Genomic DNA, 26,502 nt, shown 5'->3' on the forward strand with positions numbered 1-26,502 from the left:
CCGCTCGACGCCGCAGGCACCGCCCGGTGCCTGACCGCCACCCGACCACCGATGGGATCGCCATGCCGGCCAAGAAAAATAAGAAGCCCACCCGCACGTCCGGAGCGCCGCGCGAGCGGACCGGCGAGGGCGGCGAGCTGCACCAGCTCGCCGGCGCCGACGGTCCGGTCCTCACGACCGCCCACGGCGCCCCGGTGCAGGACGACAACAACTCGCTGCGCGCCGGGACGCGGGGTCCGACGCTGCTGTCCGACCACGCCCTGCGCGAGAAGATCTTCCACTTCGACCACGAGCGGATCCCCGAGCGGGTCGTCCACGCCCGCGGCTACGGAGCCCACGGCGTCTTCGAGAACTACGCGTCGCTCAGCGACCTCACCCGCGCCAGCATCTTCGCGACGGCCGGCAAGAAGACCGAGACCTTCGTCCGCTTCTCCACCGTCGCCGGAAACCTCGGTTCCGCCGACCTCGCCCGTGACGTCCGCGGGTTCGCGACGAAGTTCTACACCGACGAGGGCAACTGGGACCTCGTCGGCAACAACATCCCCGTCTTCTTCATCCAGGACGCGGTGAAGTTCCCCGACCTCGTCCACGCCGTCAAGGAGGAGCCGGACCGCGGCTTCCCGCAGGCGCAGTCGGCGCACGACACCTTCTGGGACTTCGCCTCGCTCATGCCCGAGTCGACCCACATGACGCTGTGGCAGATGTCGGACCGGACGATCCCGCGCTCGCTGCGGATGATGCAGGGCTTCGGCGTGCACACCTTCCGGTTCGTCGACGCCGCGGGGAAGAGCACGTTCGTCAAGTTCCACTGGAAGCCGCTGCTCGGCGTGCAGTCGGTGGTCTGGAACGAGGCCGTGAAGATCAACGGCGCCGACCCCGACTTCCACCGCCGCGACCTCTTCGACGCCATCACGGCCGGTGACTTCCCGCAGTGGGAGCTGGGCGTGCAGGTCTTCGACGACGCGTTCGCCGACGCCTTCGAGTTCGACGTCCTCGACGCCACGAAGCTCATCCCCGAGGAGGTGCTGCCGGTGCGGCCCATCGGGCTGATGACGCTGAACCGGGTGGTGGACAACGTGTTCGCCGAGATCGAGCAGGTGGCGTTCATGACCCAGAACGTGCCGCCGGGCATCGACTTCAGCAACGACCCGCTCCTCCAGGGCCGCAACTTCTCCTACCTGGACACCCAGCTGAAGCGGCTCGGCAGCACGAACTTCAGCCAGCTGCCGGTCAACGCGCCCCGGTGCCCGGTCGCGCACTTCCAGCGCGACGGCCACATGCAGATGTCGACGCAGCCGGGCCGCGCTGCCTACGAGCCGAACTCGTTCTCCGGCAGCGACCGCGGTCCGCGCGAGGCCGGCCTCGACGGCCACGTGCCGTTCCCCGAGGAGGTGGGTGGCGAGACCGGGCGGGTGCGGTCGCCCTCCTTCGCCGACCACTTCAGCCAGGCGCGTCAGTTCTGGCTGAGCCAGACGCCGGTCGAGCAGGACCACATCGTCCTCGCCTACGTCTTCGAGCTCGGCAAGGTCGAGAGGCCGGCGATCCGTGCGCGGATGGTCGCGAACCTGCGGACCGTCGACGAGCAGCTGGCCAGCCGCGTGGCCGCCGGCCTGAGGATGCCGCTCCCCGAGGCAGCAGAACCTGCCTCACCGGTCGTCGAGCTCGAGCCCTCGCCGGCCCTGAGCCTGCTGGCCAACGCCGTGGAGACCTTCGAGGGGCGCAAGCTCGGGCTCCTCGTCGGCGACGGCGCGACCGCGGCCGCCGTGAAGCGCCTGACCAGGGGCGTGGCGAAGGCGGGCGGTGTCGTCGAGGTCGTGGCCCTCGCCGTGGGCGGCGCCACGCTGTCGGACGGGTCCACCCTCGAGGCGAAGCAGGCCGTCGCGGGCGCACCGTCCGTGCTCTACGACGCCGTCGCGGTCGTCGCCGGACCCGATGGCGGCGCCGCGCTGGCGGACGACCCGGCGGCGCGCGACTTCCTCACCGACGCCTTCACCCACTTCAAGGTGATCGGGCTGGGCGGCGACACCGACGCCCTGGTCGACGCCGCGGGCCTGGCCGGCAAGCTCGACGACGCCTGCCTCCCGGTCGGCACGCCGGCGCAGGCCACGGCCTTCGTCGACCGGCTCGCCGGACCGCGCCAGTGGGAGCGTGACCTCACCGCCTGACGCCGAGGGGGTCGGTGCCGCAGCGGTTTCGGCGCCGACCCCTTCGGGTAGGTCACTGAGGTCGTCGACGGTGCGCCGCACCGCACGACCCAGGAACAGGAGCAACCCATGTCTCAGGACGCCATCGTCATGCTGAAGGCCGACCACAAGGAGGTCAAGGCGCTCTTCCGGGAGTTCCAGAAGGCCTCGACGACTCCGGCCCGCAAGGAGTCGATCGTGAAGAAGGCCATCGAGCTCCTCACGATGCACACCTACATCGAGAACGAGGTCATGTACCCGCGGGTCCGCGCCCTCCTGCCCGAGCTCGAGGACGACGTGCTCGAGTCGTACGAGGAGCACCACGTGGCGGACGTCCTCATCACCGAGCTGGCCGCCATGGACCGCTCCGACGAGCGATTCTTCGCCAAGGCGACCGTCCTCATCGAGAACGTGACGCACCACGTCCAGGAGGAGGAGCAGGACTGGTTCCCCAAGGTCCGTGAGGGCCTCACCCGGACCCAGCTTCGCGAGATCGGTGAGGAGCTCGAGGCCGCGAAGAAGAAGGCCCCCCGCAGCCCCGCCCAGCCCAGCGCCCTGAAGAAGACGGTCGACGCCGTCATCTCCTGAGCCGCGTCGTCGGGCCGCGTCGTCCGGGTTCGTCCCGGGGCGCGGCCCGCGCGGTGAACGGCCACCACGCGCCGCTGTTTGACGACGTGGTGGCCGTCACCACGGTCCTGCCCAGCATCACGAACCCGAAACCCATTCGGCCACTTCAGGATCCCGACCGGCGTCCGGCTCGGGTCAGGCCGGGGACGGGTGGCCGGCGTCGGACGTCGACGCCCGCTCCACCCGGTAGTCGATGGGGGTGCACGTGCCGTTGTTCGACTTCTCGGCCGAGCAGGCGGTGACGCCGGCCAGGACGGGGAGGACGGCCTCGATGGTGAAGCGGTCGCCCGGCCGGGTGGGTGGGGTGTCGATGTGCAGCTCGCCCACCTCGTCGGTCCACACGTCCATGAACACGTTGAGCGTGACACCGATGCGGTCGGGGTCCACCCCGTGCGGCTCGAGCGCGGCGACGAGGTTGGCGTAGCAGGAGGGGTGGGGCGCTCCCCCCAAATCGGGGTACAGGACGTCGAACGTCGCCTGGCTGCACGGGGTCAGCGTGAGGTCGTGCGTCCCGACGGTGTCCTCGACCACCGTGGCGAGGACGCGGCTGCGGTTGCTCCAGAGCGCCGAGCCCGCGGAGACGTAGACGGAGTTGCCGAAGTCGGTCGTCCGACCGGAGGAGAACACCTCGGCGGGGTCGTGCGTCGCCACGAGGTAGAGGTCGCTCACCTGTTCGCCGCACGGGTCGAGGAGCGTGAGCCGGTCGCCGGGCTCGAGGGCGACGGCCGCGCCCGACTGCGGCGCGATCCGGGTCCAGCCGGCTGCGGGCCCGTCGGGCCCTCCGTCGTAGGTCGGGAGGTCGACGGCTCGGGGGTACCTGCGGCGTGCGGGGTTCACGTGTCCTCCGGGTGGGGTGGGTCCTGGGGTGAGTCGCCGGGCTGGTGACCCGGGGAGAAGGGTGCGGTCCAGCCGGTCGCGACGGCCCGTCCGGAGTACTGGAGGGCCTCGGAGGACGAGCCGTGGTCGACGGCCATGGGGTTGGGGGACCCCTGGAGCTCGGTGTCGCGCCGCCGGATGGTGTCGCGCATGCGGTCGAAGCTGCCGTCGCTGCGCATCCGCTCGAACTGCTCGTGCAGGTTGAACACGAGGGTGGGCAGGGGGGCGCGTCTCGCGATCCGCGAGGCCGCGGGGTGCAGGCCGACGACGAAGAAGGCCGTCCCGGCGACGCTGAACGCGAAGTGCGGGTTGCCCGGGTCCGCCGCCACGCCCGGCGCCCACGGGTGGTCGTCGTGGTCGTGGAGGTGCTGGAGGGCGGCCCACAGGGCGGCCTCGAAGGACCGCTCGTCGTCGATGGCGGGGGCGCGGAAGCACGCGACGAAGGAGACCAGGTCCCCGTCGGCGTCGACGTCGAGGACGTACCGGCGCAGGGCCGCGCCGAGCTGGTCGAGCGACCCGCCGGGTGAGCCGTCGGACAGGTCGTCGAGGACGACGGCCGTCACCGCCTCCCGGCGGAACACCGACCGGGCCCCCAGACACGGATACTCCGGGTGCGCGACCATCGCGCTGATCGCGGCGACGACCTCGGCGCGGGCGGCGTCCTCGAGGCCGGCCGAGGCGCGCTCGCCGAGGACGTCGGCGAGGGGCTCGACGGGCTCACGGGCCGGGTCGGTGGCGGTGGGACCGGTTGGCTGGTCGCGGGCGGGAGGGCTGCTCACGACGATGACCTACCCGCGCCCGGCGCCGTCACGCCCCCCGTCGAAGGTCGGTCGGCCAACCAGGGCGGGCCCGACACGTCGCCGACCGGCGGCGCTCGCCACGGCCTGCCTGTTCCCCGAGGTGGCACCCCCCGCCTACCGTGGGGTCCGAGACGTGATGAGCGAGACGACCCGGATGCTCGATGACCTCGTCGCGGCCCTCACGGTGGGCAGCGAGGAGGCCCTCACGGCTGCCCTGAAGGACGCCGTGGTCGAGGTCCACGTCGACGGCAGCTGGCTCACCTTCATGGGCGAGGAGCGGCGCACCGCGGCGATGCGGCTGCTCGCCAGCTTCGACGACATCGCCGTCACGCCCGTGCTGCGCCGGGCGACCGACACCATGGCCGTCCAGGAGGCGGTCGTCTCGGGGCGCCACGTGGGCCGCTTCGCCGGGGTCGAGCCCAGCGGCGACCGGGTGCGCATCAACGTGTCGGCGACGGCCCTGGCCGTGCCCGACGGGTCGGTCGCACGGGTGCGGCTCACGCCGGACATGAGCGGCCTGCTGGGTGAGTCCGCCCGCCGGCCGGGCTCCTTGGGTGCGGCTGCGGCCCTCGTGGCCGCGGTGCGGGAGAACCTCTCCCAGGAGGTCGCGGGGTGGCAGGAGCCGGTCGTGGCAGCCCCGCCGCCCGAGCCCCGACGCCGGTCCGGGCGCACGGTCCTCGCCGGGGTGGCGCTGCTCGCGCTCCTCGTGGCCGGTGGGGTGGGCTGGTGGCTCACCGGAGGACGTCCGGGCACCGGTGCCGCCGCGGCGACACCGCGACCCACGCCCTCCACCCTCCCGACCTCGGCCACCCCCACACCGACCCCGACGCCGACCCCCAGCCCGACCCCGACCGAGGTGCCCGTCATCGCCACCGCCACCCCGAGCGTGGCCCCCACGGTCCAGGCGGGACGGCAGCTGGTCCTCACCTCCGACGTGCTCTTCTCCCTCGGCTCCGCCGACCTGACGTCGTCGGCCCGCCAAGCGCTGCTCCGACTGGCAGGCCAGGTCCGTGAGGCCGAGGTGTCGGGGACGGTCCAGGTGAACGGCTACACCGACAACGTGGGCACCCCGGCGAGCAACCTCGCCCTGTCGCGGGCGCGGGCGCTCGCGGTGGCGCGGGTGCTGCAGCCCGCTCTCGCCGGTGTGCCGATCACGTTGCAACCGCAGGGATTCGGCGAGGCCTCACCCGTCGCGACGAACGCCACCCCGGAGGGGCGCGCGAAGAACCGCCGCGTCACCGTCGTCCTCCCGCGCCAGTAGCGCTCAGCCGCCGGAGCCCGCCGCCAGGTCGCACAGGACGGGCACGAGGCGCTCGGCGACCTGTGCCACGTCCTCCGCCGTCGTGTAGGCGTGCACCGACAGCCGCAGGTAGCCGGTGCCGCCGAAGCTCGTGAAGGCGGCGGCGAAGCCGTGCTCGGCCACGACCCGGTCCCGCAGGGCGTCGGCCTCCTCGAGGGTGGCGCCCAGGCCTGCGGGGAGCCGCACGAGCCGGAGGGCGTTGACGGGCATCCCGACGTCGACCCGGTGGTCCTCGCCCGTCCTGGCCGAGAAGGCCTGCCCGACAACGTCCTCGGCGTGGTCGGCCATGGCGGTGAGGTGGGCTCGAAGCGCCTCCCATCCCCACGTCTCCTCGAGGAAGCCCCACGACGTGGGTGCCGCGAGCCAGGCCGTGAGGTCGAGGGTGCCCTGGACGTCGAACCGCTCGGGGAACTCGTCGCGGGCACCCCACGAGTCGATGAGCGGGTAGAGGTCGTGGCGCAGTCCGCCTGGTGCCACGAGTGCGGCGACCGACCGTGGGGCGCAGGCGAACTTGTGCAGGTTGCCCACCCAGACGTCGGCCCCCAGGCCCTCGGTCGGGCGGTCGACGAGGCCCGGGGCGTGCGCACCGTCGACGAGGGTGAGGACGCCGCGGTCCCGCGCCCCGGCGGTGATGGCCGCGACCGGGAGGTGGCGCGCGGTCGCCGAGGTGATCTGGTCGACGACGAGCAGCCGGGTCGCCGGGCTCAGCGTGGCGAGGACCGCGTCGCGGGCGTCGTCCGCGGAGGCGTCGAGAGGGACGTGGGCCGTGCGCACCCGCCCGCCCCAGCGGCGGGCGGCGCGCTCGGCGCCCATGGTGACCGCCCCGTACCCGTGGTCGGTCACCACCACCTCGGCCCCCTGCGCCGCAGGGAGGTTCGCGTAGACCACGCTGGCCCCGGCGCTCGCGTTGGGGACGAGGGCGGTGTGCTCCGGTGCCGCGCCGAGGGCGGCGGCGAGGTCGGCGCGGGCCGCCGCGACGCGCTCGGTGAGCAGCGCGAACCACCCCACCGGGTCGGCCTCCATCTCCGCTCGCAGGGCGGCCTGGTGCTCGAGGGAGGCGCGGGGCACCGCCCCGAACGAGCCGTGGTTGACGTGCACCGTCGCGGGGGTCAGGGCCCAGGCGTCACGCGCCGGGCGGCCGTCGGGGAGCGTCAGCGGCACCGGTGCCGGCACGGGAGCGGCGGCGGACGTCATCGAGGCGGGCGTCGGATCGATCTCTCGCACAGCAGGTCTCAGTCGTGGCTGGGGAGCAGGGAGATCTTCTGCCAGATCTTCTGGGACATCTGCGCGGCCAGGGTCTCGATCTCGCTCACGGTCCCGAGGACGACGGCGTCGGAGGTGCGCTCGGCGCACAGGGCCGCGGTCTTGGCGATGAGCGAGACGAGCTCGCTGCAGTAGTCGAGGTAGTGGTGCAGCTGCTCGGCGTCGAGGATCGGTCGGGCGGGGCTCTGCGCGGTGGGGTGGTAGGCGGCCCGCGCCTGCTCCGGGTCCTTGTCGAGCTGGTGCATGTCGATGACGTGGGCGAGCGACCGCAGCCGGTGCAGGAGGTCGAGGAGGGTGCGCCGCTCCATCCGCTCGGGGAGCGCCCAGAGGAAGAAGACCGCGATGGCGGTGAACACGAGGTCGTTGACGGTGCTCTCGGCGATGGGCAGCCAGTCGACCGAGCTGTCGGTGCCCCGGAGCACGGGGTCGCGCAGCGCCAGGGCGATGGCCGCGACCGCGACGAGCACGAGGACGACGCTCGTGACCCGGGCCGCCCACCGCACCCGTCGGCGACGGGTCTTCGACGCCTCGAACGCGTCGTGGATCTGCGGCACGGCGGTGCGCAGGGCGTGGGCCGCGTCGCCGAGCCGGCGGTCGGGGAAGCGCGCGCGGATGCGCGCCTCGAGCCGCCCGACGGTCTGCTCGACGTACACCGAGTCCAGCTCGGGGGCCAGGTCCGTGCTCACAGCGGTCACGCTAGCCGGGTCCGGGCCGGCAGTCGCGCGAACGCCCCTGGCCCGTGTCACCGTGCAGGTCGGGTGGCCGGCTCCGCGTCAGGCCTTCGCCTTCGGCTTCTTGACCTTCGGCGGGAAGGTCGCCACGTGCCCGCGGGCCCGCTCCTCCGCCGTGCGGGTTCCCGGTCGAAGCGCCCGTCCCAACGGTCGGACTGTCGTCCGCCGAACGGCTGAGAGAAGCGCTGACCTGCGGATTTCCCGCGGGAGGACTGGCATCGTCATCCCATCGCCCGGGGGACTCCCTGCGTCACCCGGTCGACCGAGGGGGCTCACCCTGCACGACTCCCTGAACCACCCAGAAGGGTCCCCGCGCCACCGCGCGGGGACCCTTCTCTCGGTCGGCCCACCCCTCAGGGTGTGGCGGTCGGCTCCGCGCCGGAACCCGGCTCGGGCGAGGTGACCACGGACGGCTCGGCCGACGGTTCCGGGCTCGGCTCGGCACTGGGTCCGGCGCTCGGCTCGGGGTCCGGCGCCGGTGAGCTCGGGGCCGGTTCGCCACTCGGCGGCGGGTCCGCTGGGCTGGCACCGGGATCCGGACCCGTCGTCCCCCCAGGTGCGGGCGACCCGGTAGGGGAGCCGCTGGGAACGGTTCCCCCGGGCCCGGTCGGGCTGACGCCCACCACCTCGAGGATCTCGGTCTCGAAGGCCTCGAGGCGACCCTGGATCTCCGAGAGCGGCACGCCCTCGATGCCGGCACCGAAGGCGGCGATCCGCCCCCAGACCTCCTCGAGGCGGGCCCGGGCCGCGGCGTCGAGCTCGCCGGGGACCGTGACGACGAGCTGGGTCGCCAGCGCGAAGGTCAGGCACTCGACGCACGCGTAGTTGACGGCGCCGGACAGGTTCTGCGGCACCACGACGTCGGCCTGCCCCGAGATGAGGACGACCTGGAAGGCGACGGCGACGGTCCGGCACCCGGTGCAGCTCGCGAACGCGTAGGCCTCGTTGGTGTTGAGGACGCGGTCACCGTCGGCCCAGACCAGGGCGAGGGCGACGTCGTACTGCGTGCTGCCGTCGGTGGTGTTGACCGACAGCGCCTGGTTGTCGCCCTCGTCCGGTGGCAGCGGGCGGTTGAACGGGAACACCCACGTGGGGGCGGTGGTGGCCCCGCCGCGCGGCACCATGACGACGGACAGGGCGGGGCGTGCCGCGGTGGGGACGGCCTCGCCCTCCGGCCACAGCGTGGTCGCCCGACCGGCACGGCCCTCGCTGAGCCCGACGGGCATCGTGCGGGTCAGGGCCGGCAGGGCGTCCTGGAGGGCGCCGCGCTCGTAGGCCTGGATGGGGCGGTAAATGCCCGGCTGGGGCCACCAGGCCCACGCGAGCCCCGCGACCAGGAGCGCGGCAAGGGCCCCGGCGCCGGCGCGGCGCACCGGCCGGCCGTCGGTGCCGCGCCACGCGCGCGTGGCCACCTGCCGGGTCGTGCGCACGAGGAGGAGGAGGGAGGCCATGACCGGGAGGGCGATCGCCGCGACCCCGAGTGCGCGGGCCGAGGCGCCGAGGACGTCACCGTCCGACCAGCGCTCGCCGAGCAGGCTGCCCTGCTCCGTGACGCCGGCGACGGCCGTCGCGACGAGCCGCGGCAGCGCCAGCACCATGAGGCCGACGGTGACGAGGAGGACGGGGACGACGACGAGCACCCACGTGGTGACGACGGCGCGGGCCCACGGCTTGAGGACGCGAGCCTCGGGGGAGCGCCAGCGGCCGGGGAGGAGCGAGGCGAGGGTCGGGCCGATGCGGTGGTAGAGGTCGGGGACGCCGGTGAGGTCGGCGAGCACGTGGTAGCCGTCGAACCGCACGAACGGGGCCAGCTGTCGCAGCATCTGCAGGACCTGCGTCGCGATGATGAGCAGGACTGCGTCCCAGCGGGTTCCGAACCAGAGCCCGAACATCGCCACGGCCACGATGGCGTTGAAGTACAGGCCGCCGAGGTCGGTGCGCACGCGGCCGCCGCGGCCCAGCCGGTAGCTGTCGGTGACGTCGGTGTAGAAGGCCGGCCAGACGAGGTAGAGACCTGCGCCCATCGCCCCGGGCCGGGCGCCGCCGTAGCGGGCTGCCGCCGCGTGGCCGAACTCGTGGAACCCGGCCGACAGGATGGTCAGCCCGAAGACGGCCAGGAGCAGCCCCGGCTCGTGGAACGCGTCGTGCGCGGCGGACGCGAGCCCCTTCTCCGCCAGGACCCACCCGCAGACGGCGAGGAAGGCCAGCAGCACCACCACGACGACGACCGGGGCGAACAGGGCGGCGAAGGGTGCGGTGAGCCGGCGGGTGACGTCCTCATCGGACACGACGTAGCGAAAGCGCAACCCCAGCAACGGGTTCGAGCGCTTGAGCTCGGGGTCGGTGCCGTCGGCGCGTTGCAGCGTCCCCAGCTCGCGCAGCTTCCCGCAGAGCGTGGCCACGTTCTCGGAGGTGACCAGGCGGCCCGAGGACGCGGACACGGCCTCGGCGACCCCCGCCAGGTCCCGCCGCCCGTCGACCGCCTCGAGGACGAGGTAGAGCAGCGGGGTCAGCTGGATGGTCTGGCCGTCGGCCCGCCGCACGAGCGCCGGCGGCTCGCGGTACCCGGACCCGGCGACCTCACCGATCAGCTCGAGCCCGGAGGCCCGTGTCGGGACGTCGAGGGGTTCGGCGGGTGCGGCGGGTGTCGCGGCGGACGAGGGCGACGGCACGCGGCCGCGCTCCTCGCCCGCCGCGGCATCCGCGTCGGGGAGCAGGGTCACGGGGGGACTACTGCTGGATGTCGGACGTCTGGTCGGTGGAGGCCGAGGCGTCCGCGTCGATGTCCTGGGTGATGATCGCGTCCTGCTGGGCGATCGCGACGGCGTCGGAGTCGACCGACGCGACGTTGGCCGCGACGGCGGCGTCGATGGGCGCGGCGACGTTGGCGTTTGCCGCGACCGCACCGGTGATCGGGGCCGCGATGTCGAGGTCCGCGGCGAGGTCGACGTCGACGTCGAGCAGGTCGCCGTCGAGGACCGAGCCCGTGTCGGTGGGGTCGGTCGCGTCGACCGGGTCGGTGCCCGGGTCGGTGGTGCCGGGGTCGGTCGTGCCGTCGGGCGCGGGGGCCGGGTCGGCCTGGTCGATGGTGCTGTCCTGGACGCCCTCGGCGACCGCGGACCCGGTGATGCCCTGGTCGATGATGACGCCCTGGTCGGCCATCGCCTGGGCCTGCGAGCCCACGGACAGGACGTTGGCGCCGACGGCGGCGTCGATGGGTGCGGCGACGTTGGCGTTGGCGGCGACCGCGAGGTCGATCGGCGCCGCCGCGTCGAGGCCGAGGTCGAGGTCGGCGTTGAGGTCGAGGAGGCTGATGACCTCCTTGTCGGGCAGGGCCGTGCCGGCCTCGCCGGCGAGCTCGGCGTCGGTGAGGGGGATCGGGTCGGTCGTCATGTCGTGCTCCTTGTCCTGGGGGATCCCGGGGGTCTGCCGGGGCCCCCCGCGAGAGGGCCTGAGTGGCGCAGCCTAGAGGCCCGCAGGGCCCCTGACCTGCGATGAGTGCACCCGACTTACCCCGGGCGCCCGATCCGAAACCTCGGGCGGGCCGACCACCGAGCGGGCGCGGGTCCGGAGGCGGCGGAACGCGTGATATAACTTCGACTTATGCACGCGATAACGCAACGTGTGGTGAGCCGTCACCCCGACGCCCCCGCGACCGCCCGCCTGCGCTGTCGCACGACCTGTCGCCGGTCCTGACACCGGTGGGGTCCGCGCCCGTCGCGTGACCCACCCCTGGCCGCCCCGATCGCGACTGCTCCCGTGAGCGCGAACCGTGGCCGGCCCCGGCCCCGTGCCGGTCCCGCGAGCCCCCGGCACCGACGCCGGGACGCGCTCCGCAGCCGCTCCCAGCCGTTTCCCAGACCCGTCGAGGACGACCCATGACCACCACCGCCGCACGCCCCCTGCCACCACGTCCGGCCGCCGCCCGCACCCTGCCGCTCGTCGACCTCGAGGCGGCCGACCGCTCACCCGCCGAGCGGGCCGACACCTGCGCCGCCTGCGCACCGCAGCCCACGACCTCGGCTTCTTCTACGCGGTCGGCCACGGCATCCCCCGCGAGGTGGAGGACGACCTCCTCGCCGCCACGCGCACCTTCTTCGCCCTGCCCGAGGACGAGCGGCGTCGCATCTCGAACACCCGCTCGCCGCAGTTCCGCGGCTACACGAGCCTGGCCACCGAGCAGACCGCCGGCGCGCCCGACGAGCGCGAGCAGATCGACATCGGGGTCGAGCGGCCCGCCCTCGACCTCGGCCCCGAGGACCCGGCCTACCTGCGGCTCGTCGGCCCGAACCAGTGGCCCGAGCGGGTGCCCGAGCTGAAGCCGGCGGTGCTGCGCTGGCAGGCCGAGGCCGGCCGGGTCGCCCGCACCGTCCTGGCCCTGCTGGCGGAGGCGCTCGGCGAGGAGCCGACCTGGTTCGACCGCTGGTTCGACGACGAGGCCGTCTCGACGACCAAGCTCGTCCGGTACCCCGCCCCGCCGGTGGGCCTGGCCCCCGGTGACGCCGGGCAGGGCGTCGGCGCGCACAAGGACTACGGCTGGCTCGCCCTCGTGCTCCAGGACGAGCACCAGGGACTCGAGGTCCGCGGCGACGACGGCGGCTGGATCGAGGCCACGCCGGTGCCCGGCACGCTGGTCGTCAACGTCGGTGAGGCGCTGGAGGTCGCGACCGGCGGCTACCTGCGGGCCAACGTCCACCGCGTCGTCGTCCCGCGCGACGGGGACGACCGCTACTCCATCCCCTACTTCCTCGCCCCGCGGTACGACGCCGTGGTCGAGCCGCTGACCCTCCCCGCCGACCTCGCCGCTCAGGCCCGCGGCGTCGAGCAGGACCCGGACAACCCCATCTACGCCGAGTACGGGCGCAAGGCCCTCGTCGGCTGGCTCCGTTCGCACCCCGAGGTGGCCCGCCGCCACCACGCCGACCTCCTCGAGGACCCGCAGTGGAACCCCGCGCGATGACCGTGGCGCGCGGTCCCGGGCGCCGATGTCCGCGGCGGTGGTCCCCGGGGTCACCACCACCCCGGGCCGCCACCGCTCGTCCCTGACCGCCCGCACTCCCCAGCACCACAGCGCAGCACCCGAACCCGCACCGACGCGGCACCACGAGCGCCGGCCCTTCGCCGTGCCCCCACGGCACCACACCCAGGAGAGAACCCCATGTCCGACAGCAGCACCCCCACCGGGTCCACCGCGACCATCCCGCCGAGCGGCGGCGCCTCCCTCACCGAGCTCGAGCCCGAGGGCCGCGGCAACCGCACGAAGATTGTCATCGCCGTCGTGGCGGTCGTCGCCGTCGTCGCGACCGCCCTCCTCGCCTGGCGACCGTGGTCCTCCGGCGAGACCTCCAAGTACAGCGCGGCCGATGCGCCGCTGCGCGTGTTCGCCTCCGTCACACCGCACTCCGAGATCCTCAAGTACGTCAACGACGAGCTGGCCAAGGGCGAGTTCTCGCTGAAGGTCATCGAGGAGACCGACGGGGTCAACGGCAACGACGTCGTCGAGAACGGCGACGCCGACGTCAGCTACTTCCAGCACGTGCCCTACCTCGAGTCGGACAGCGCCGACAAGGGCTACACCGACCTCGCGGTCGGCGCCACGGTGCACGTCGAGCCCTACGGCATCTACTCCGACAAGGTCACCTCGCTGAATGACGTGCCCGACGGCGGGCTCGTCCTGCTCTCGAACAACGTGAGCAACGTGGCCCGTGGCCTCTACCTCCTCCAGGAGGCCGGCCTCATCACGCTGCCCTACAAGTTCGGGGACACCTCGCCCGAGGCGCTGAAGATCACCGAGGCCGACATCGTCTCCAACCCGAAGAACCTCGAGTTCCGCCAGGTCGAGCCGGCCCAGATCCCCCGCTCGCTGCCCGATGCGGCCCTCGGCCTCGTCAACGGCAACGTCGCGCTCGAGGCGGGCCTGAAGCCCGCCGAGGACGCGCTGCTGCTGGAGAAGGCGGCCGGCAACCCGTACGCCAACATCCTCACGGTGCCGACGGCGCTCGAGGACGACCCGCGGGTGCAGAAGCTCGAGGCGATCCTCGAGGGACCCGAGGTCGCGGCCTTCATCGACAAGACCTACCCGGGCTCCGTCATCCCCGTCGCCGGGGGGAAGTGACCCGTGTTCCGCACCGAGGAGCTCGTCAAGACGTTCGGCGACGGTCCCGAACGGGTGGAGGCGCTCAAGGGGATCACCCTCGACATCCCCGAGGGTGAGGTGTTCGGCATCGTCGGTCACTCCGGCGCCGGCAAGAGCACCCTGATCCGCTGCCTCAACCTGCTCGAGCGTCCCACGTCGGGACGGGTCTTCCTCGACGAGGTGGAGCTCACCGGCCTCAGCGCCGGTGAGCTCCGCCGCCGTCGGCAGAAGATCGGCATGATCTTCCAGCACTTCCACCTCTTCGAGTCGCGCACCGTGCTCGGGAACGTCGCGTTCCCGCTCGAGCTGCGCGGCATCGACAAGGCGCGGCGCGAGGCGCGGGCCCGCGAGATCCTCGAGATCGTCGGGCTCGCCGACCGGGCGCACGAGCACCCATCGCGCCTGTCCGGCGGGATGAAGCAGCGCGTCGGCATCGCGCGGGCCCTCGCCGGGTCGCCCAAGGTCCTGCTCTGCGACGAGGCGACCAGCGCCCTCGACACCCGCACCGCCCAGCAGATCCTCGGGCTGCTGCGCGACGTCAACGAGGCGTTCGGGGTCACCGTCGTCCTCATCACCCACGACATGGAGGTCGTGCGCTCGGCCTGCGGGTCGGCGGCGCTGCTGTCCGACGGCCGCATCGTCGAGTCCGGCCGGCTCACCGACCTGGCGCTGGACTCCGGCTCGGCGCTCGGCCGGCTCCTGCTCCCGCTGCGCGGCGCCCCGGTCGGTGAGGACGAGACGCACCTCCTGCTCACCGTCGCCGACGTCGCCCACGGCTCGGCGGCGCTGTCGCGCCTGGCCCGCGACCTCGACGTCGACGTCACGATCCGGGCCGGCTCCATCGAGCGGATCCAGGCCCAGGACGTCGGCCGCTTCCAGGTGGCGCTCGAGCCGCGCCCCGACCGCGGGACGCCCGCGACGGACGCCGTGGTGCGCTACCTCACCGACCAGGGCGTCCGGACGGAGGTCCTCGCATGAGCGCCGCACCCACCCTCGCCGCCGCGAGCGACGGGTCGCTCGCCGAGTACGTCCCGATCCTCTGGCAGGCGCTGGGCGAGACCGTCTACATGGTCGCGCTGTCGGCCGTGCTGACGTTCGTGCTCGGGCTGCTGCTCGGCATCGCGCTCTACGTGACCGCGCCGGACGGGCTGCTGCCCAACCGCTGGGTCAACCTCCCGATCGGGCTGCTCGTCAACGTCAGCCGGTCGCTGCCCTTCCTCATCCTGCTCATCGTGCTCATCCCGGTGACCCGCGCCATCGTGGGGACGTCGCTGGGGGCCACGGCGGCGATCGTGCCGCTGACCGCGGGGACGGCCCCGTTCTTCGGGCGCGTGGTGGAGACCGCGCTGCGCGAGATCGACAAGGGACGGATCGAGGCGGCCCAGGCGATGGGCGCGACCCACCTCGACGTCATCCGGAAGGTGCTTCTCCCCGAGGCGCTTCCGGCCCTGCTCGCCGGTGTGACGCTGACCCTCGTGATGTTCGTCGACTACTCGGCCATGGCCGGGGCGATCGGCGCCGGCGGGCTCGGCACGGTCGCCATCAAGTACGGGTACCAGCGGTTCAACACCGAGCTGATGCTCGCGACGGTCGTGGTGCTCGTCGTCATCGTGCAGGCGATCCAGCTCGGCGGCGAGGCCGTGGTGCGCCGGGTGGCCCGCCGCCGCTGACGCTTGCCCGCCCACCCGCCGGGTGGGTCAGCCGGAGCCGCCGACGACGGCGGCGGTGGTCGCCGCGGTCGTGGCGGCCACCACGGCGGCGTTGATGTCGGCGATCGCCTTGGCGACCGCGGGTCCGCCCCACACCGACGCGCTCGCGACCTCGGCCCGGGCCCTGAGGTCCTTGGCCGGCACCTGCGGGAAGAGCTTGCGCAGCAGCCCGGTGGCCTGGGCGATGGAGACGAGCACCGCGACGGCTGGGTCGCCCGACCGGTTCCCGTCGAGGGCGCTGCGCACGGCGTCGACGGTGGCGACGTGCTCGCCCGTGACGTGGTGCCACCGGGTGCGCGGGAAGAGCCCGAGCACCTTGTCGGTGACCGGCCGGACGTACCCTGCGACCTCGAGGCGCTGCCAGGTGTCGGTGCGCAGCCGGCCGGCCCGGTCGGTGAAGCTCGAGGCCCCGCCGAACCGGCCGATCGCGTCCTTGGGGGAGCGGTCGACGGCTCGCTCGAGCACCTCGGCGAGCTCCGCCGGCGGAGTGACGCCCGTGGCGCGGACCCGCGTGTGCCGCCCCTCGCCCTCGAGGCGGATGACGCCCAGCTGGGCCAGCTCGAGGAGCGCGGCCCCGGAGAGGCCGACCTTGAGCCGGGTGTCGTCGACGAGCCCCCTGCCGGTGGGCGGGTCGTGGGCGAGCAGCAGGAACCGGGCGTGGAGGGGGAGTGGGTGACGGTCGGTGCTCATGGCGTCCTCCTCGGGCGGGTGCTGGTCCCTCGACGGTAGGTGCGGTGGCGGGGCGGCGTCCTCCGCCGAGCGGTGGAGCCCGCCCTCGTCATCGCGCCGGACCCGGGGGTCAGGCGCGGCGCGGGCGGGCGTAGACCCGGCGGGCCCCGAACCAGCCGACGAGGGTCAGCACGAGGCACCAGCCGACGGCCAACCAGGCCGACGACGGGGCGACGGGCGTCCCCAGCAGCAGGCCGCGCAGGGTGTCCATGATCGGCGTGAACGGCTGGTACCGCGCGAACCAGGCGAGCGCGGTCGGCATCGACTCGGTGGGCACGAACCCGCTGCCGAGGAAGGGGAGGAGGACCAGCGGCGTCGTGTAGTTGCTCGACGACTCCACGGTGCGCGCCAGCAGCCCGCACGCCACCGACACCCAGGCGATCGCGAACGACACCGCCGTGAGCAGGGCGAGGACGAGCAGCCACCCGACCGGGCCTGCGGAGGGCCGGAAGCCGATCGCGACCCCGAGACCCAGGACCACGGCCATCGAGCCGAGCGACTGCACGGTCGCGGCCAGCGCGTGCCCGGACAGCACCGCGCCGGGTGAGATCGACAGGGTGCGGAACCGGTCGATGATGCCCTGGGTCATGTCCATCGTCACCGACGTGCAGGTGCCCTGCGAGATCGACGCGATGGTCATGAGGAGGATCCCGGGCAGGACGTAGCGCAGGTAGTCGGAGCGGCCGCTGACGCCCGCCGCAGCGGTGGGGCCGAGGCCCGCGCCGAGCGTGCCGCCGAAGACGAAGACGAAGAGCAGGAGGAACACGACGGGGATCATCAGGACGATGACCGTGAGCTCGGGGTAGCGCAGCACGTGGCGGAGCTGGCGGCCGAACATCGTCACCGCGTCGCGGACGGGCAGCCACCGGGCGCTCGGCGGAGCCGGCGCGGTCGGGGTCGGGGTCGGGGTCGGGGTCGTGGTCGTCATCGGAGGGCCTCCTCGGGAGTGGGGGTGCGGTCGCGCCCGGTGAGGGCGAGGAAGACGTCGTCGAGGTCGGGGGTGCGCACGGTCAGCTCACCGACCGGCACGGCGGCGGCCTCCAAGCGCGTGAGCAGCTCGCGCACGGCGGCGGCGTCGCCGGTGCCCGGGACGTCGAGGGCGAGCGAGTCGTGGTCGGGCGCATCGGTGCCCAGCGTGCTGGCCGCGAGGTCGAGCGCCGCGGCATCCGGGAAGGTGAGCCGCACGTGGCCACCGGGGACGAGGCGCTTGAGCTCGGCCGGGGCGCCGTCGGCGACGACGGCACCGCCGTCGAGGAGGGAGATGCGGTCGGCGAGCTGGTCGGCCTCCTCGAGGTACTGGGTGGTGAGCAGCACCGTGACGCCCTCGGCGACGAGCTCGCGCACGACGTCCCAGGTGGCCCGCCGGCTGCGGGGGTCCAGGCCGGTCGTCGGCTCGTCGAGGAAGAGGACGCGCGGCCGGCCGACGAGGCCCATGGCGAGGTCGAGGCGGCGGCGCATCCCCCCGGAGAAGGTGCTGGGCCGGTCGGCGGCGACGTCGGCGAGGCCGAAGCGCCCGAGGAGGTCGTCGGTGCGGCGGCTGACCTCGGCGGCGGGCAGGTGGTGCAGCCGGCCCATGAGGACGAGGTTCTCGCGGGCGGTGAGCAGGTCGTCGACGGCAGCGAACTGGCCGGTGAGGCCGATGGTGGCGCGCACGGCGCGGGGGTCCTCGACGACGTCGTGCCCGAAGACCCGGGCGGTGCCGGCGTCGGGGGCCAGCAGCGTGGCGAGGATGTTGACGGTCGTCGTCTTGCCGGCGCCGTTGGGTCCGAGCAGGGCGTGGACCGTGCCGGGGGCGACGGTGAGGTCGATGCCGTCGAGGACGACGTGGTCGCCGTAGGCCAGGCGCAGGTCGCGCACCTCGACGGCCGGCGTGGTGGTGGGTCCGGACAGGGTGGTGGTCATGGTGGGTTCCCTTCTGGCTCAGGCGCGGTGGAGGACGATGTCGCCGTACCCGGAGCGGACACGGAGCTCGACGGTGGGGTCGCCGTCCGCAGGGGGCTGCCCGTCGGTGAGCTCGCTGCGGACGGCGCCGTGGCGGGCCTCGACGTCGAGCCAGGCGGCGACGCCCTCGGCGACCCCGATGTCGACGCGTCCGTACGAGCTGTCGACGGTGACGACGCCCCCCTGGACCCGCTGGATGCGCACGTCGCCGGCGGAGGCGCTCGCGGTGACGTCACCGCGGGCGCTCTCGATCCGGACGTCGCCGGTGGTGGTCACCGCGTGGATCCGGCCCTCGATGGCGCCGACCGACACGTCCCCGACGGACGAGCGCACGGCGACGTCACCCCCGGCGGCGCGGATCGTGACCGTGCCGGTGGAGGTGCGCAGGTCGGCGGTGCCGGCGACCCGCTCGACGTGGACGTCGCCCATCGCCGTGCGGCCGGTGACCCGCTCGACGCGGTCGAGGCTGATGTCGCCCATCCCGTTGTCGATGTCGACGACGCCGAGGACCCCGGTGGCGGAGACCTCGCCCCAGCCCCGGACGTCGAGCGCCGAGCCCTCGGGGAGGGTGACCTCGACGTCGACCCTGTCGCCGCCGCCGAGCAGGCTGCGCAGGCGGCCCATCCCGGTGCGCGGCGAGCGGATGGTGACGCGTCCCTGGCCGTGGTCGACGGTGATGCGCGTGGCGGCGTCGACGTCGCCCTGGCGAGCGGGGTTGTGCGGGCGGACCTCGACGACGGTCTCGTCGGTGGCGGTCGCGCGGAGGCGGAGGCTGGCGCCGGAGACGTCGACGTGGAGGGCGACGGGGTCGGGCGTGGCGAATCTGGGCATGACGGCATCTCCCGGTGTCGGGGTGGGGTGGCGGTGTGGGGTCGTGGTGGTCCGGCCCGGGGGCCGGTGGAGGGCGGGTGCTAGCGCACCCAGCCGGTGACGCGCTGGCCGGTGGTGACCGTGGGCGCGGTGACGGGGGCGGGACGTTCGGTGACCGCCGCGGTGACGGTGCGGACGAGCCAGGCGTTGACCGACAGCCCGGCGGCGTCGGCGGCCTCCTCGATCCGGGGCTTGAGGCGCTCGGGCAGGCGCAGGCTGAGGCGGGCGGTGCCGCCCTCGTCGCCGTCGTCGGTGGTGGCGGTGGCGGCGGCCCCGGAGGGAGCGGGCGGCGGGGTGGCGGTCGCGGTGTCGGCGGAGGCGGTGACCACGAGGTCGACCTCGCGGCCGCGCAGCCGGACGTCGACCGAGGAGGACGTGAGGTCGCGGTTGATCTCGGCCGCGGCCTCGACGAGGGCGTCGAGGATGACGAGGCGGGCCGAGGACTCCAGCGCCGCCGACAGCAGGTCGGCGAGGGCGACGGCCTCCTCGCCGCCGGCGCGGGCGGAGGACAGGACGTCGCGCTGCAGGCGGGCGGCGTAGGGGAGGAGCTCCATGACGCCACTATGACACCATAGTGACGTCATGCGCAAGCGATCTGACGTCATCATGACGTCACCGATCCTCGGCCGCCTCCCGCACATCGCGTCCTACCGCCTGGTCCGTGGGGTGATCGCCCCACGGACCAGGCAGTAGGACGCGCCTGAGGGGAGGGCAGCTAGGGGGTGGCGGCGCCGGTCTGGACGGACCAGAGGCCGGCGTAGAGGCCGCCGAGGGCGACGAGCTCGTCGTGCGTCCCGGACTCGGCGACCCGTCCGGCATCGAGGACCCAGATGCGGTCGGCGTGCCGCACGGTCGAGAGCCGGTGCGCCACGACGAGCGCGGTGCGGCCCCGCGTGGCCTCGCGCAGCGAGCGCTGGATGGCGGCCTCGGTCTCGTTGTCGACGGCGCTGGTCGCCTCGTCGAGGACGAGCACCGCCGGCTCGCGGATGAGGGCGCGGGCGAGCGCCAGGCGCTGCCGCTGGCCGCCGGAGAGGGTGACGCCGCGCTCGCCGACGCGCGACCCCAGGCCCTCGGGGAGCCGGTCGACGACCTCGGTGGCCGCGGCGTGCTCGGCCGAGGTGAGGATCTCGGCGGTCGTCGCACCGGGTCGCCCGTAGGCGATGTTCTCGCCGACGGTCCCCGCGAAGAGGTGGACGTCCTGCGCCACGTACCCGATGGCGCCGCGCAGCGAGGCCCAGGTGAGGTCGCGCACGTCCTGCCCGTCAACGAGCACCTGGCCCGACCGGGGGTCGTCGAAGCGCAGCAGCAGGCGCAGCAGGGTCGACTTCCCGGCGCCGGTGGCCCCGACCACGGCGTGGGTCTCGCCGCCGGGCACCAGGAGGTCGATGTGGTCGAGCACGTCGGGGCCGTCGCCATACCCCGCCCGCACGGAGCGGAACTCGACGCTCGCGGCACCGCTGACCACGAGCTCTTCCGTCCCCTCGCGCGTCTCCACGGGCTCGGCGAGCAGCGCGAGGATGCGGGCCGTGGACGCGCGCCCGCGCTGGTAGAGGTCCAGCACCTGCGCCACGTCGGTGAGCGGCCACAGCAGCCGCTGGGTCATGAACACGAGCACCGAGTACAGGCCCACGGCCAGGTCGCCGTCGAGCACCCGGAAGCCGCCGATGAGGAGGGTGCACGTGAAGCCGGCGAGGATCGCCATCCGCACGAGGGGGACGAACGCCGCCGAGCTGCGGATGGCCCGCACGTTCGCGTCGCGGTACTCACCGGACGCCTCGGCGACCCGGCGCCCCTCCATCCCCTCGGCCGCGAAGGCCTTGATCGTCGGCAGGCCGGACAGGTTGGCGCTGAGCACCCCGGACAGGGTCGCCACGCTCTGCCGCACCCGGTCGTACAGGGGCTCGAGGCGGCGCTGGTAGCGCAGCGAGGCGACGATGATGACGGGGATCGGGAGGAAGGCCAGGACGAGCAGCTGCCACGAGGCGATGGCGAACACCGCCCCGACGACGATGATGTTGAGGAAGGTCTGCCAGATGTCGGGGATGCCGACGTCGAGGAGCCGTTCGAGCTGGTTGACGTCGTCGTTGACCGTGGCGAGGGTCGCCCCCTGGGCCCGGCTCTCGTGCCAGCCGAGGTCGAGGCGCTGCGCGTGCTCGTACGCCTCCACGCGCAGGTCGTGCTCGACCGCCTGCGACAGGCCGCGGAACATCACCGCCGCGACGTACTCGCTCGCCGACTCCACGACCCAGACGACGGCGTTGGCCACGGCCAGCCAGACCAGCTGGGCGTAGCGCGACTCGACGCCGAGGAGCTCGGCGACGAACGAGTCCGCGCCACGCACCACGACGTCGACGGCGGCACCGATGAGCAGCTCGGGCACGACGTCGGCCAGCTTGTTCACCGCCGAGACGACGACGGCCAGCGTGAACCGGGTGCGGTAGCGGCGGTACCGGTGCCACAGCGCCCGCAGGGGGCTCGGCGCGGAGGAGGGTGTCGCTGAGGATGAGGCGGAGGCGGCGGTGCTCACGGACGTCTCCTCGGGGTGGGGGCCACCCCGCAAGGTTAGGTGACCCTAAGGGCCGTGTTCGACGGCGGTGTCGAGGTGCGAGCGGGCCTGTGCCGCGGCCTCGCGCGACCGCTCCGCCTCCCCATCCGCCGCCTCGAGGGCGTCCTCGGCGCTCGCCTCCGCCGTCACCGCCGAGGTGAGCGCGGTCTCGGCGGCGCGCAGCGCGCGGACGAGCTCGTCGCGCCGGGTCTCGAGCTCGAGGCGGCTGGTGCGGGCCTTCGTCGCCCGGCGGGCGGCGGCCGCCGCGGTCTCCTCGGCGGCGGCGCGCGCGTCCTCGGCCTCGCGCAGGGCAGCGCGGGCGGCCACGAGCACCGCGCGACGGGCGGCCGACCCGTCCTCGGCGGCGGGGGCGCCGGCCCGGACCTCCTTTGCGCCCTCCGAAGCCTCCGCCCGCTGCGGGACCGCGGCCATCCGGGCCGGGACGAGCGAGGGCACCGCGAGGACCCGGCTGAGGTCGACCGGGTCGAGGCCGGTCGTGGTGAAGGTGTCGGTGAGCAGGCCGGTGAGGAGGGCGCGGCCGGCCGGCTCGTCGACCATCGCGGCCCGCAGCGACTCCTCGACCGCCGCCGTGACCGCGCCGTTCACGGGCTGGCCCGCCGCCTCGGCGTGCGCGGCGGCCTGGGCGGCGACCGCACGGGTCAGCTCGCGGCGCTGCCGGTCAAGGGCGCGGAGGTCCTCGGCGCCCAGGACCCCCATCGCCTCGCGCAGCCGCCCGCCGAGCTCGACGACGGGCACCACGTCCTGCGGGTGCTCGCGCGCGAGGAGGTCGAGGACCCACGCGCCGACGCTCGGCCGGCGCAGCCGCTTGACCTCCTCGGCGAGGCCGCGGTCGCCCTCCGCGCGCACGGTCGCGGAGCGCGCGTTGCGTGCCGCGGTGAACTCCGCGGGGGGCAGCGCGTACAGCTCGCGGGCGATCTCCTCGAGGTCCATCCGCCCATGATCCACCGCCGCGGGACCCCCTCGACGGGCACTGGGTGTCCACAGGTGCGACAAACCTTTGACATTGGGCCCTGACCTGTTCATACTCGGGCGCTCCGGCGGGTCCACGACGGCCCCCGGTCCCCTGCTCAGGAGAGGCGCCAGCGAGATGGCCACCGACTACGACGCCCCGCGGCTGCGCGAGGGCGAGGACGACAAGCCCGAGAGCCTCGACGAGCTGCGCGCCTCGAACGCACGCACCGCCGTCGACCTGCTCGGTGACGACAACGAGGCCGTCGACGGGCACACCCTCCCGGGGGCCGACCTGTCCGGCGAGCAGCTCGAGGTCCGGGTGCTCCCGCGCCAGGCCGACGAGTTCTCGTGCATCAGCTGCTTCCTGCTCTGCCACCACTCCCAGGAGTCGAAGCCGGGCACCGGCATCTGCCGCGACTGCGCCTGACCCGACCCTCAAGGACCGCTCGTCGTCCTCTCGGGATCACCCGAGAGGACTACTGACAAGAGGTACCTGACCTGCAAGGATCCTCGCGTGAACGAGCCGGACGGTCGACGACGACCGAGGATGCCCCGACAGGTGGGCGAGAACCTCGCGCAGCTGGCCCGCGTCACCAGTGACCTCGCCACGGCCACGTCGGTCGAGGCCCTGACGAAGATCGTCACGCACCACATGGCCGACGCGGTGGGGGCCACGATCGCCGCGCTCGCCCTGACCGAGGACGACCACGTGCGCATCATCGGGGTCCGCGGCCTCGATGCACCCGAGGCCGCACAGTGGGAGATCATCCCGATGGACCGGCGGACGACGGTCACCGACGTCGTCCGCAGCGGGCAGCGGCTCGTGCTCGTGGGGGCCGACGCAATCTCCTCGCGCTACCCCGACCTCGTCAACGCGGTCCGGGGGGAGCGCAGCACCGTCACCGTCCCGCTCCGGGTGGCCGGCCGCACCCGCGGGGCGATCCACCTCTCCATCCCCGGACCCGGCGGGCCGCACCCGGCCGAGCTGGAGTTCCTCGACATCCTCGCCGACACCTGCGCCCAGGCCTTCGAGCGCATCGAGGCCTCGGCGGTCGCCGCCAAGCAGACCGCCCGCCTGGCCTTCCTCGCGGAGGCGTCGATCGCCCTCGCCAAGAGCCTCGACCTCGACGCCACGATCCGCCGGGTCGCGCAGCTGGCCGTTCCCGACTTCGCCGACTGGTGCGCCATCGACGTGGTCCGCGACGGCAAGCTGCGCCGCCTCGCGGTCGCGCACGTCGACCCCGCGAAGGTCGAGCTCGCGATGTCCCTGCAGGAGCGGTGGCCGCCCGACCCGAAGAGCCGCTACGGGGCCATGGAGGTCGTCCGAACGGGAACCCCGCTGCTGTTCCCCGTGATCACCGACGCCATGCTCGAGGCGGCGGCCCAGGACGAGGAGCACCTGAAGGTCTCGCGCGAGCTGAACCTGCGCAGCGCGCTCGCGGTCCCCCTCCTCGTGCGGGGCCGGGTGATGGGCGTCATCACCTGGGTGTCCACCGACGAGTCCCGGCGTTACGACGAGGACGACCTGAGGTTCGCCGAGCACCTCGCGCGTCGCTCCGCCAGCGCCCTCGACAACGCCGAGCTGTACAGCCAGACCCTCGCGGTCGCCGAGCAGCTGCAGCGCGCGGTCCTGCCGCACTCGCTCGTGGGGACGCCCTACTGGGACGTCAGCTGCTGGTACGAGCCGTCGGGTCGCACCGAGGTCGGGGGCGACTTCTACGACGGCTTCGCCCTCGACGACGGACGGTTCGTGGCGTTCGTCGGCGACGTCATGGGGCGCGGGGTCCAGGCCGCCGCCGCGATGGCGCAGGTGCGCGCCGCCGTCCTGGCCTTCGCCTCGGTCGACCCCCGGCCGGAGGCCGTCGTGGCCAAGCTCGACGGGATGATCCAGCGGTACGGCACCGAGCAGCTGGTCACCCTGGCGTACGTGCTCGCCGACCCCGAGGCCGGTGTCGCCCACCTCGCGAACGCCGGCCACCTGCCGCCGTGCATCCTGCGGGCCGACGGGTCGGTCGAGCAGCTGCCCTTCGCCGACGGGCCGCCCCTCGGGCTGGCGCCGGACGGGCGCCGCGGCGCCGCGGTGCCGATGGGTCCGGGCGACATGATGGTCGTCGTCACCGACGGGCTGGTCGAGCGTCGCGACGAGGACCTCGACGCCGGTCTGGGCCGGCTGTGCGCGGCGCTGCGCGGTGTCGAGGGGTGGCCGCTGGGGCAGGCGCTCCAGCACGTCGTCGACGCCCTGCGTGACGTGCGGTACGACGACGACGTCGCCGCCCTCGCCCTGCGTCGAACCGGCTGACCCGTCGTACCGTCGTCCCATGGCCACGCTCACGCCGGGCACGGACGCCCTGCGGGTGGAGGCGAGCAGCGCCGAGTTCGGTGAGGTCGTCCGCCGTCACCTCGAGCGGTTCGGCACCCGCGAGGAGCTCGTCCTCGTCTGGGACGACGAGGCCTGAGGACGCACCGCGCCGCCTGACGGTTCGCCGTCGCTCAACCCAGGAGGCATTGGAGGAAGGCGTTGTCGAACCGGCGGCCGGGGTCGACCCGGTCACGCAGCGCGACGAAGTCGGCCATCCGGGGGAACGCGGCGCGCACCTCGGCGGGCTCCATCGTGAAGACCTTGCCCCAGTGCGGCCGGACGCCGAAGGGCCGCAGCGCCTCCTCGATGACGGGGAGGACGGCGCGCACCGCGGGCAGGTCGCGCACCCAGGTGAAGTGCAGGGCCACGACGTCGCCTCCCTCGGCGCCGCTGAGCCAGAGGTCGTCGCCCGCCACCGCGCGCACCTCGGTCACCTGGAGCAAGGGGGTGAACGCCGGAGCGACCCGGCGCAGCGCCGCCAGGGCCTCGACCCCGTGGGCGCGCGGCACGAAGTACTCGCTCTGCAGCTCCTCGCCGCGGCTGGGCGTGAACTCGAGCCGGAAGTGCGGCAGCCGGTGCAGCCACGGGCCGGGCACGCCACCCTGCTCGGTGAGGGCCTCGGTGGGCGCCCCGACGAGCATGTGCAGCGGCTCGGTGGCCGCCGACGTCGACCACACCTCCGCCAGGGGAGGCTCGTCCGAGCGGCTCTTCACCCACAGCTGGTCGACGTGCCGGGGCTCGAAGCGGGTGAACAGGCTGACGCTGTACCCCGCGGCGAGGACGTCGTCGAGGTGGGCGTCGACGCTCCCCCACGACAGCCCGGTGCGCACCTCCTGGCGCACGAGGTAGGTCGGCTCCACGGCCAGCTCGAGCCCGACGACCACCCCCAGCGCACCGAGCGCCACGACGCTGCCAGCGAGGTCCGGATGCCCCGGGCCGAGGTGGCGGACCACCCCGTCTGCGCCGACGACGTCGAGGGCGCGCACCGCGGCGGCCAGCGACCGGTTGCCCACACCCGACCCGTGGGTGCCCGTGGCCACCGCACCGGCCACGGAGATGTGGGGGAGCGAGGCGAGGTTGGCCAGCGCCCACCCCTGCGCCTCCAGGGCCGTGGCGAGCTCGCCGTAGCGGACGCCGCCGGTGACCCTGACGACCGAACGATCGGGGTCGACCTCGATGGTCGTGGGCAGCGCGTCGAGCCCGACGAGCGTCCCGAGGGTGTCGGCGACGTCGGTGAACGAGTGGCGCGAGCCCAGGGCCCGGACCCGGTCGGTGGAGGCGACGAGGGCGCCCAGCTCGTCGAGGCTGCGCGGCTGCACGAACTCCGGTGCGGCGTAGGTGTACGACCCTGCCCAGGTCGACCCGGCGGCGCTCATCGGGTGGCGCCGGTCGGTGCGGTCCCAGGTGTCGGCATCCCGTCAGCGTAGGGCCGTGTGAGCGTTAACATCGGAGCGTCCCGCG

General features: G+C 74.0%; 24 protein-coding genes. 10 read left to right on the forward strand and 14 right to left on the reverse strand.

The genetic code is table 11. The annotated features are described in order from the left end of the window. Positions 1 to 62: 62 nt before the first annotated feature. Both ACFLFB_RS02045 and ACFLFB_RS02050 read left to right on the forward strand, forming a co-directional pair. Positions 63 to 2,165: a catalase gene (locus tag ACFLFB_RS02045; RefSeq protein ID WP_392544044.1), complete on the forward strand. Its 2,103-nt coding sequence runs from the start codon at positions 63 to 65 to the stop codon at positions 2,163 to 2,165. A 108-nt stretch (positions 2,166 to 2,273) separates the two neighbouring features. Then, the gene (locus ACFLFB_RS02050; protein ID WP_392544045.1) at positions 2,274 to 2,771 is read left to right on the forward strand and encodes a hemerythrin domain-containing protein; all 498 of its coding nucleotides are present in this window, start codon (positions 2,274 to 2,276) and stop codon (positions 2,769 to 2,771) included. 174 nt (positions 2,772 to 2,945) lie between these two features. Here the strand turns inward: ACFLFB_RS02050 and ACFLFB_RS02055 are convergent, their stop codons facing one another. Together ACFLFB_RS02055 and gntA are read right to left on the reverse strand one after the other, a co-directional pair. Further along, on the reverse strand, positions 2,946 to 3,647 hold the full coding sequence (locus ACFLFB_RS02055) for a DUF1989 domain-containing protein (RefSeq protein WP_392544046.1): 702 nt from the start codon (positions 3,645 to 3,647) through the stop codon (positions 2,946 to 2,948). After that, positions 3,644 to 4,465, reverse strand: a complete 822-nt coding sequence (gene gntA, locus ACFLFB_RS02060; protein WP_392544047.1) for a guanitoxin biosynthesis heme-dependent pre-guanitoxin N-hydroxylase GntA — start codon at positions 4,463 to 4,465, stop codon at positions 3,644 to 3,646. The genes ACFLFB_RS02055 and gntA overlap by 4 nt, the downstream gene beginning before the upstream one ends. A gap of 157 nt (positions 4,466 to 4,622) precedes the next feature. Here gntA and ACFLFB_RS02065 point away from each other — a divergent pair, with 157 nt between their 5' ends. Next, entirely contained in the window at positions 4,623 to 5,747 is a 1,125-nt protein-coding gene (locus tag ACFLFB_RS02065) for an OmpA family protein (protein WP_392544048.1), read from the forward strand. A 3-nt stretch (positions 5,748 to 5,750) separates the two neighbouring features. Here the strand turns inward: ACFLFB_RS02065 and ACFLFB_RS02070 are convergent, their stop codons facing one another. The 4 genes from ACFLFB_RS02070 to ACFLFB_RS02085 all read right to left on the reverse strand — a co-directional run bounded on the left by ACFLFB_RS02070 (position 5,751) and on the right by ACFLFB_RS02085 (position 11,173). Further along, the gene (locus ACFLFB_RS02070; protein WP_392544049.1) at positions 5,751 to 6,980 is read right to left on the reverse strand and encodes an aminotransferase class V-fold PLP-dependent enzyme; all 1,230 of its coding nucleotides are present in this window, start codon (positions 6,978 to 6,980) and stop codon (positions 5,751 to 5,753) included. 38 nt (positions 6,981 to 7,018) lie between these two features. Continuing rightward, complete coding sequence (locus ACFLFB_RS02075) at positions 7,019 to 7,735, reverse strand: hypothetical protein (RefSeq protein ID WP_392544050.1); 717 nt, start codon at positions 7,733 to 7,735, stop codon at positions 7,019 to 7,021. A gap of 398 nt (positions 7,736 to 8,133) precedes the next feature. Then, positions 8,134 to 10,503: a hypothetical protein gene (locus ACFLFB_RS02080; RefSeq protein ID WP_392544051.1), complete on the reverse strand. Its 2,370-nt coding sequence runs from the start codon at positions 10,501 to 10,503 to the stop codon at positions 8,134 to 8,136. 7 nt (positions 10,504 to 10,510) lie between these two features. Beyond that, complete coding sequence (locus ACFLFB_RS02085) at positions 10,511 to 11,173, reverse strand: peptidoglycan-binding protein (protein WP_392544052.1); 663 nt, start codon at positions 11,171 to 11,173, stop codon at positions 10,511 to 10,513. 397 nt (positions 11,174 to 11,570) lie between these two features. Between ACFLFB_RS02085 and ACFLFB_RS02090 the strand changes: the two genes are divergently transcribed. The 4 genes from ACFLFB_RS02090 (at position 11,571) to ACFLFB_RS02105 (ending at position 15,586) form a co-directional block, all read left to right on the forward strand. Then, positions 11,571 to 12,740 carry an isopenicillin N synthase family dioxygenase gene (locus ACFLFB_RS02090; RefSeq protein WP_392545458.1) on the forward strand — a complete coding sequence of 390 codons (1,170 nt, stop codon included), beginning with the start codon at positions 11,571 to 11,573 and terminating at the stop codon, positions 12,738 to 12,740. Positions 12,741 to 12,938: 198 nt separating this feature from the next. Next, positions 12,939 to 13,895 carry a MetQ/NlpA family ABC transporter substrate-binding protein gene (locus tag ACFLFB_RS02095; RefSeq protein WP_392544053.1) on the forward strand — a complete coding sequence of 319 codons (957 nt, stop codon included), beginning with the start codon at positions 12,939 to 12,941 and terminating at the stop codon, positions 13,893 to 13,895. Between the two features lie 3 nt (positions 13,896 to 13,898). Next, positions 13,899 to 14,894 carry a methionine ABC transporter ATP-binding protein gene (locus ACFLFB_RS02100; RefSeq protein WP_392544054.1) on the forward strand — a complete coding sequence of 332 codons (996 nt, stop codon included), beginning with the start codon at positions 13,899 to 13,901 and terminating at the stop codon, positions 14,892 to 14,894. Continuing rightward, positions 14,891 to 15,586, forward strand: coding sequence for a methionine ABC transporter permease (locus ACFLFB_RS02105; RefSeq protein WP_392544055.1), 696 nt, complete (start codon positions 14,891 to 14,893; stop codon positions 15,584 to 15,586). The genes ACFLFB_RS02100 and ACFLFB_RS02105 overlap by 4 nt, the downstream gene beginning before the upstream one ends. A 27-nt stretch (positions 15,587 to 15,613) precedes the next feature. On the opposite strand, the gene ACFLFB_RS02110 is transcribed toward ACFLFB_RS02105, so the two are convergent. The 7 genes from ACFLFB_RS02110 to ACFLFB_RS02140 form a co-directional block, all read right to left on the reverse strand. Then, positions 15,614 to 16,315, reverse strand: a complete 702-nt coding sequence (locus tag ACFLFB_RS02110; RefSeq protein WP_392544056.1) for a GPP34 family phosphoprotein — start codon at positions 16,313 to 16,315, stop codon at positions 15,614 to 15,616. Positions 16,316 to 16,424: 109 nt separating this feature from the next. Next, positions 16,425 to 17,282 (reverse strand): ABC transporter permease, encoded by an 858-nt coding sequence (locus ACFLFB_RS02115; RefSeq protein ID WP_392544057.1) that lies wholly within the window; start codon positions 17,280 to 17,282, stop codon positions 16,425 to 16,427. After that, entirely contained in the window at positions 17,279 to 18,256 is a 978-nt protein-coding gene (locus tag ACFLFB_RS02120) for an ATP-binding cassette domain-containing protein (RefSeq protein ID WP_392544058.1), read from the reverse strand. Before ACFLFB_RS02120 ends, ACFLFB_RS02115 begins: the two co-directional genes overlap by 4 nt. 18 nt (positions 18,257 to 18,274) lie before the next feature. Next, positions 18,275 to 19,126 carry a DUF4097 domain-containing protein gene (locus tag ACFLFB_RS02125; protein ID WP_392544059.1) on the reverse strand — a complete coding sequence of 284 codons (852 nt, stop codon included), beginning with the start codon at positions 19,124 to 19,126 and terminating at the stop codon, positions 18,275 to 18,277. 80 nt (positions 19,127 to 19,206) lie between these two features. Beyond that, a complete protein-coding gene (locus ACFLFB_RS02130) occupies positions 19,207 to 19,719 on the reverse strand; it encodes a histidine kinase (protein ID WP_392544060.1) in 513 nt (170 codons plus the stop codon). Positions 19,720 to 19,880: 161 nt separating this feature from the next. Continuing rightward, a complete protein-coding gene (locus tag ACFLFB_RS02135) occupies positions 19,881 to 21,692 on the reverse strand; it encodes an ABC transporter ATP-binding protein (protein WP_392544061.1) in 1,812 nt (603 codons plus the stop codon). Positions 21,693 to 21,737: 45 nt separating this feature from the next. Further along, on the reverse strand, positions 21,738 to 22,661 hold the full coding sequence (locus tag ACFLFB_RS02140) for a hypothetical protein (RefSeq protein WP_392544062.1): 924 nt from the start codon (positions 22,659 to 22,661) through the stop codon (positions 21,738 to 21,740). A 157-nt stretch (positions 22,662 to 22,818) separates the two neighbouring features. Here ACFLFB_RS02140 and ACFLFB_RS02145 point away from each other — a divergent pair, with 157 nt between their 5' ends. The 3 genes from ACFLFB_RS02145 (at position 22,819) to ACFLFB_RS02155 (ending at position 25,138) form a co-directional block, all read left to right on the forward strand. After that, on the forward strand, positions 22,819 to 23,109 hold the full coding sequence (locus tag ACFLFB_RS02145) for a DUF4193 family protein (protein WP_392544063.1): 291 nt from the start codon (positions 22,819 to 22,821) through the stop codon (positions 23,107 to 23,109). A 120-nt stretch (positions 23,110 to 23,229) separates the two neighbouring features. Further along, positions 23,230 to 24,981: a GAF domain-containing SpoIIE family protein phosphatase gene (locus ACFLFB_RS02150; RefSeq protein WP_392544064.1), complete on the forward strand. Its 1,752-nt coding sequence runs from the start codon at positions 23,230 to 23,232 to the stop codon at positions 24,979 to 24,981. A 19-nt stretch (positions 24,982 to 25,000) separates the two neighbouring features. Further along, complete coding sequence (locus ACFLFB_RS02155; RefSeq protein ID WP_392544065.1) at positions 25,001 to 25,138, forward strand: hypothetical protein; 138 nt, start codon at positions 25,001 to 25,003, stop codon at positions 25,136 to 25,138. 34 nt (positions 25,139 to 25,172) lie between these two features. Here ACFLFB_RS02155 and ACFLFB_RS02160 read toward each other — a convergent pair whose 3' ends face one another. Further along, positions 25,173 to 26,417 (reverse strand): FAD-binding protein, encoded by a 1,245-nt coding sequence (locus ACFLFB_RS02160; RefSeq protein WP_392544066.1) that lies wholly within the window; start codon positions 26,415 to 26,417, stop codon positions 25,173 to 25,175. Positions 26,418 to 26,502: the final 85 nt, after the last annotated feature.

Origin of the sequence: Oryzobacter telluris, from assembly GCF_043099285.1 — a bacterium.
Taxonomy (GTDB): Bacteria; Actinomycetota; Actinomycetes; order Actinomycetales; family Dermatophilaceae; genus Oryzobacter; species Oryzobacter telluris.

Excerpts from the sequence above, each read along its gene's own strand:
- ACFLFB_RS02045 (WP_392544044.1), top strand. The coding sequence starts at position 63 with ATGCCGGCCAAGAAAAATAAGAAGCCCACCCGCACGTCCGGAGCGCCG.
- ACFLFB_RS02050 (WP_392544045.1), top strand. The coding sequence starts at position 2,274 with ATGTCTCAGGACGCCATCGTCATGCTGAAGGCCGACCACAAGGAGGTC.
- ACFLFB_RS02065 (WP_392544048.1), top strand. The coding sequence starts at position 4,623 with ATGAGCGAGACGACCCGGATGCTCGATGACCTCGTCGCGGCCCTCACG.
- ACFLFB_RS02070 (WP_392544049.1), bottom strand. The coding sequence starts at position 6,980 with ATGACGTCCGCCGCCGCTCCCGTGCCGGCACCGGTGCCGCTGACGCTC.
- ACFLFB_RS02085 (WP_392544052.1), bottom strand. The coding sequence starts at position 11,173 with ATGACGACCGACCCGATCCCCCTCACCGACGCCGAGCTCGCCGGCGAG.
- ACFLFB_RS02095 (WP_392544053.1), top strand. The coding sequence starts at position 12,939 with ATGTCCGACAGCAGCACCCCCACCGGGTCCACCGCGACCATCCCGCCG.
- ACFLFB_RS02105 (WP_392544055.1), top strand. The coding sequence starts at position 14,891 with ATGAGCGCCGCACCCACCCTCGCCGCCGCGAGCGACGGGTCGCTCGCC.
- ACFLFB_RS02110 (WP_392544056.1), bottom strand. The coding sequence starts at position 16,315 with ATGAGCACCGACCGTCACCCACTCCCCCTCCACGCCCGGTTCCTGCTG.
- ACFLFB_RS02115 (WP_392544057.1), bottom strand. The coding sequence starts at position 17,282 with ATGACGACCACGACCCCGACCCCGACCCCGACCCCGACCGCGCCGGCT.
- ACFLFB_RS02120 (WP_392544058.1), bottom strand. The coding sequence starts at position 18,256 with ATGACCACCACCCTGTCCGGACCCACCACCACGCCGGCCGTCGAGGTG.
- ACFLFB_RS02125 (WP_392544059.1), bottom strand. The coding sequence starts at position 19,126 with ATGCCCAGATTCGCCACGCCCGACCCCGTCGCCCTCCACGTCGACGTC.
- ACFLFB_RS02130 (WP_392544060.1), bottom strand. The coding sequence starts at position 19,719 with ATGGAGCTCCTCCCCTACGCCGCCCGCCTGCAGCGCGACGTCCTGTCC.
- ACFLFB_RS02140 (WP_392544062.1), bottom strand. The coding sequence starts at position 22,661 with ATGGACCTCGAGGAGATCGCCCGCGAGCTGTACGCGCTGCCCCCCGCG.
- ACFLFB_RS02145 (WP_392544063.1), top strand. The coding sequence starts at position 22,819 with ATGGCCACCGACTACGACGCCCCGCGGCTGCGCGAGGGCGAGGACGAC.
- ACFLFB_RS02150 (WP_392544064.1), top strand. The coding sequence starts at position 23,230 with ATGCCCCGACAGGTGGGCGAGAACCTCGCGCAGCTGGCCCGCGTCACC.
- ACFLFB_RS02155 (WP_392544065.1), top strand. The coding sequence starts at position 25,001 with ATGGCCACGCTCACGCCGGGCACGGACGCCCTGCGGGTGGAGGCGAGC.
- ACFLFB_RS02160 (WP_392544066.1), bottom strand. The coding sequence starts at position 26,417 with ATGAGCGCCGCCGGGTCGACCTGGGCAGGGTCGTACACCTACGCCGCA.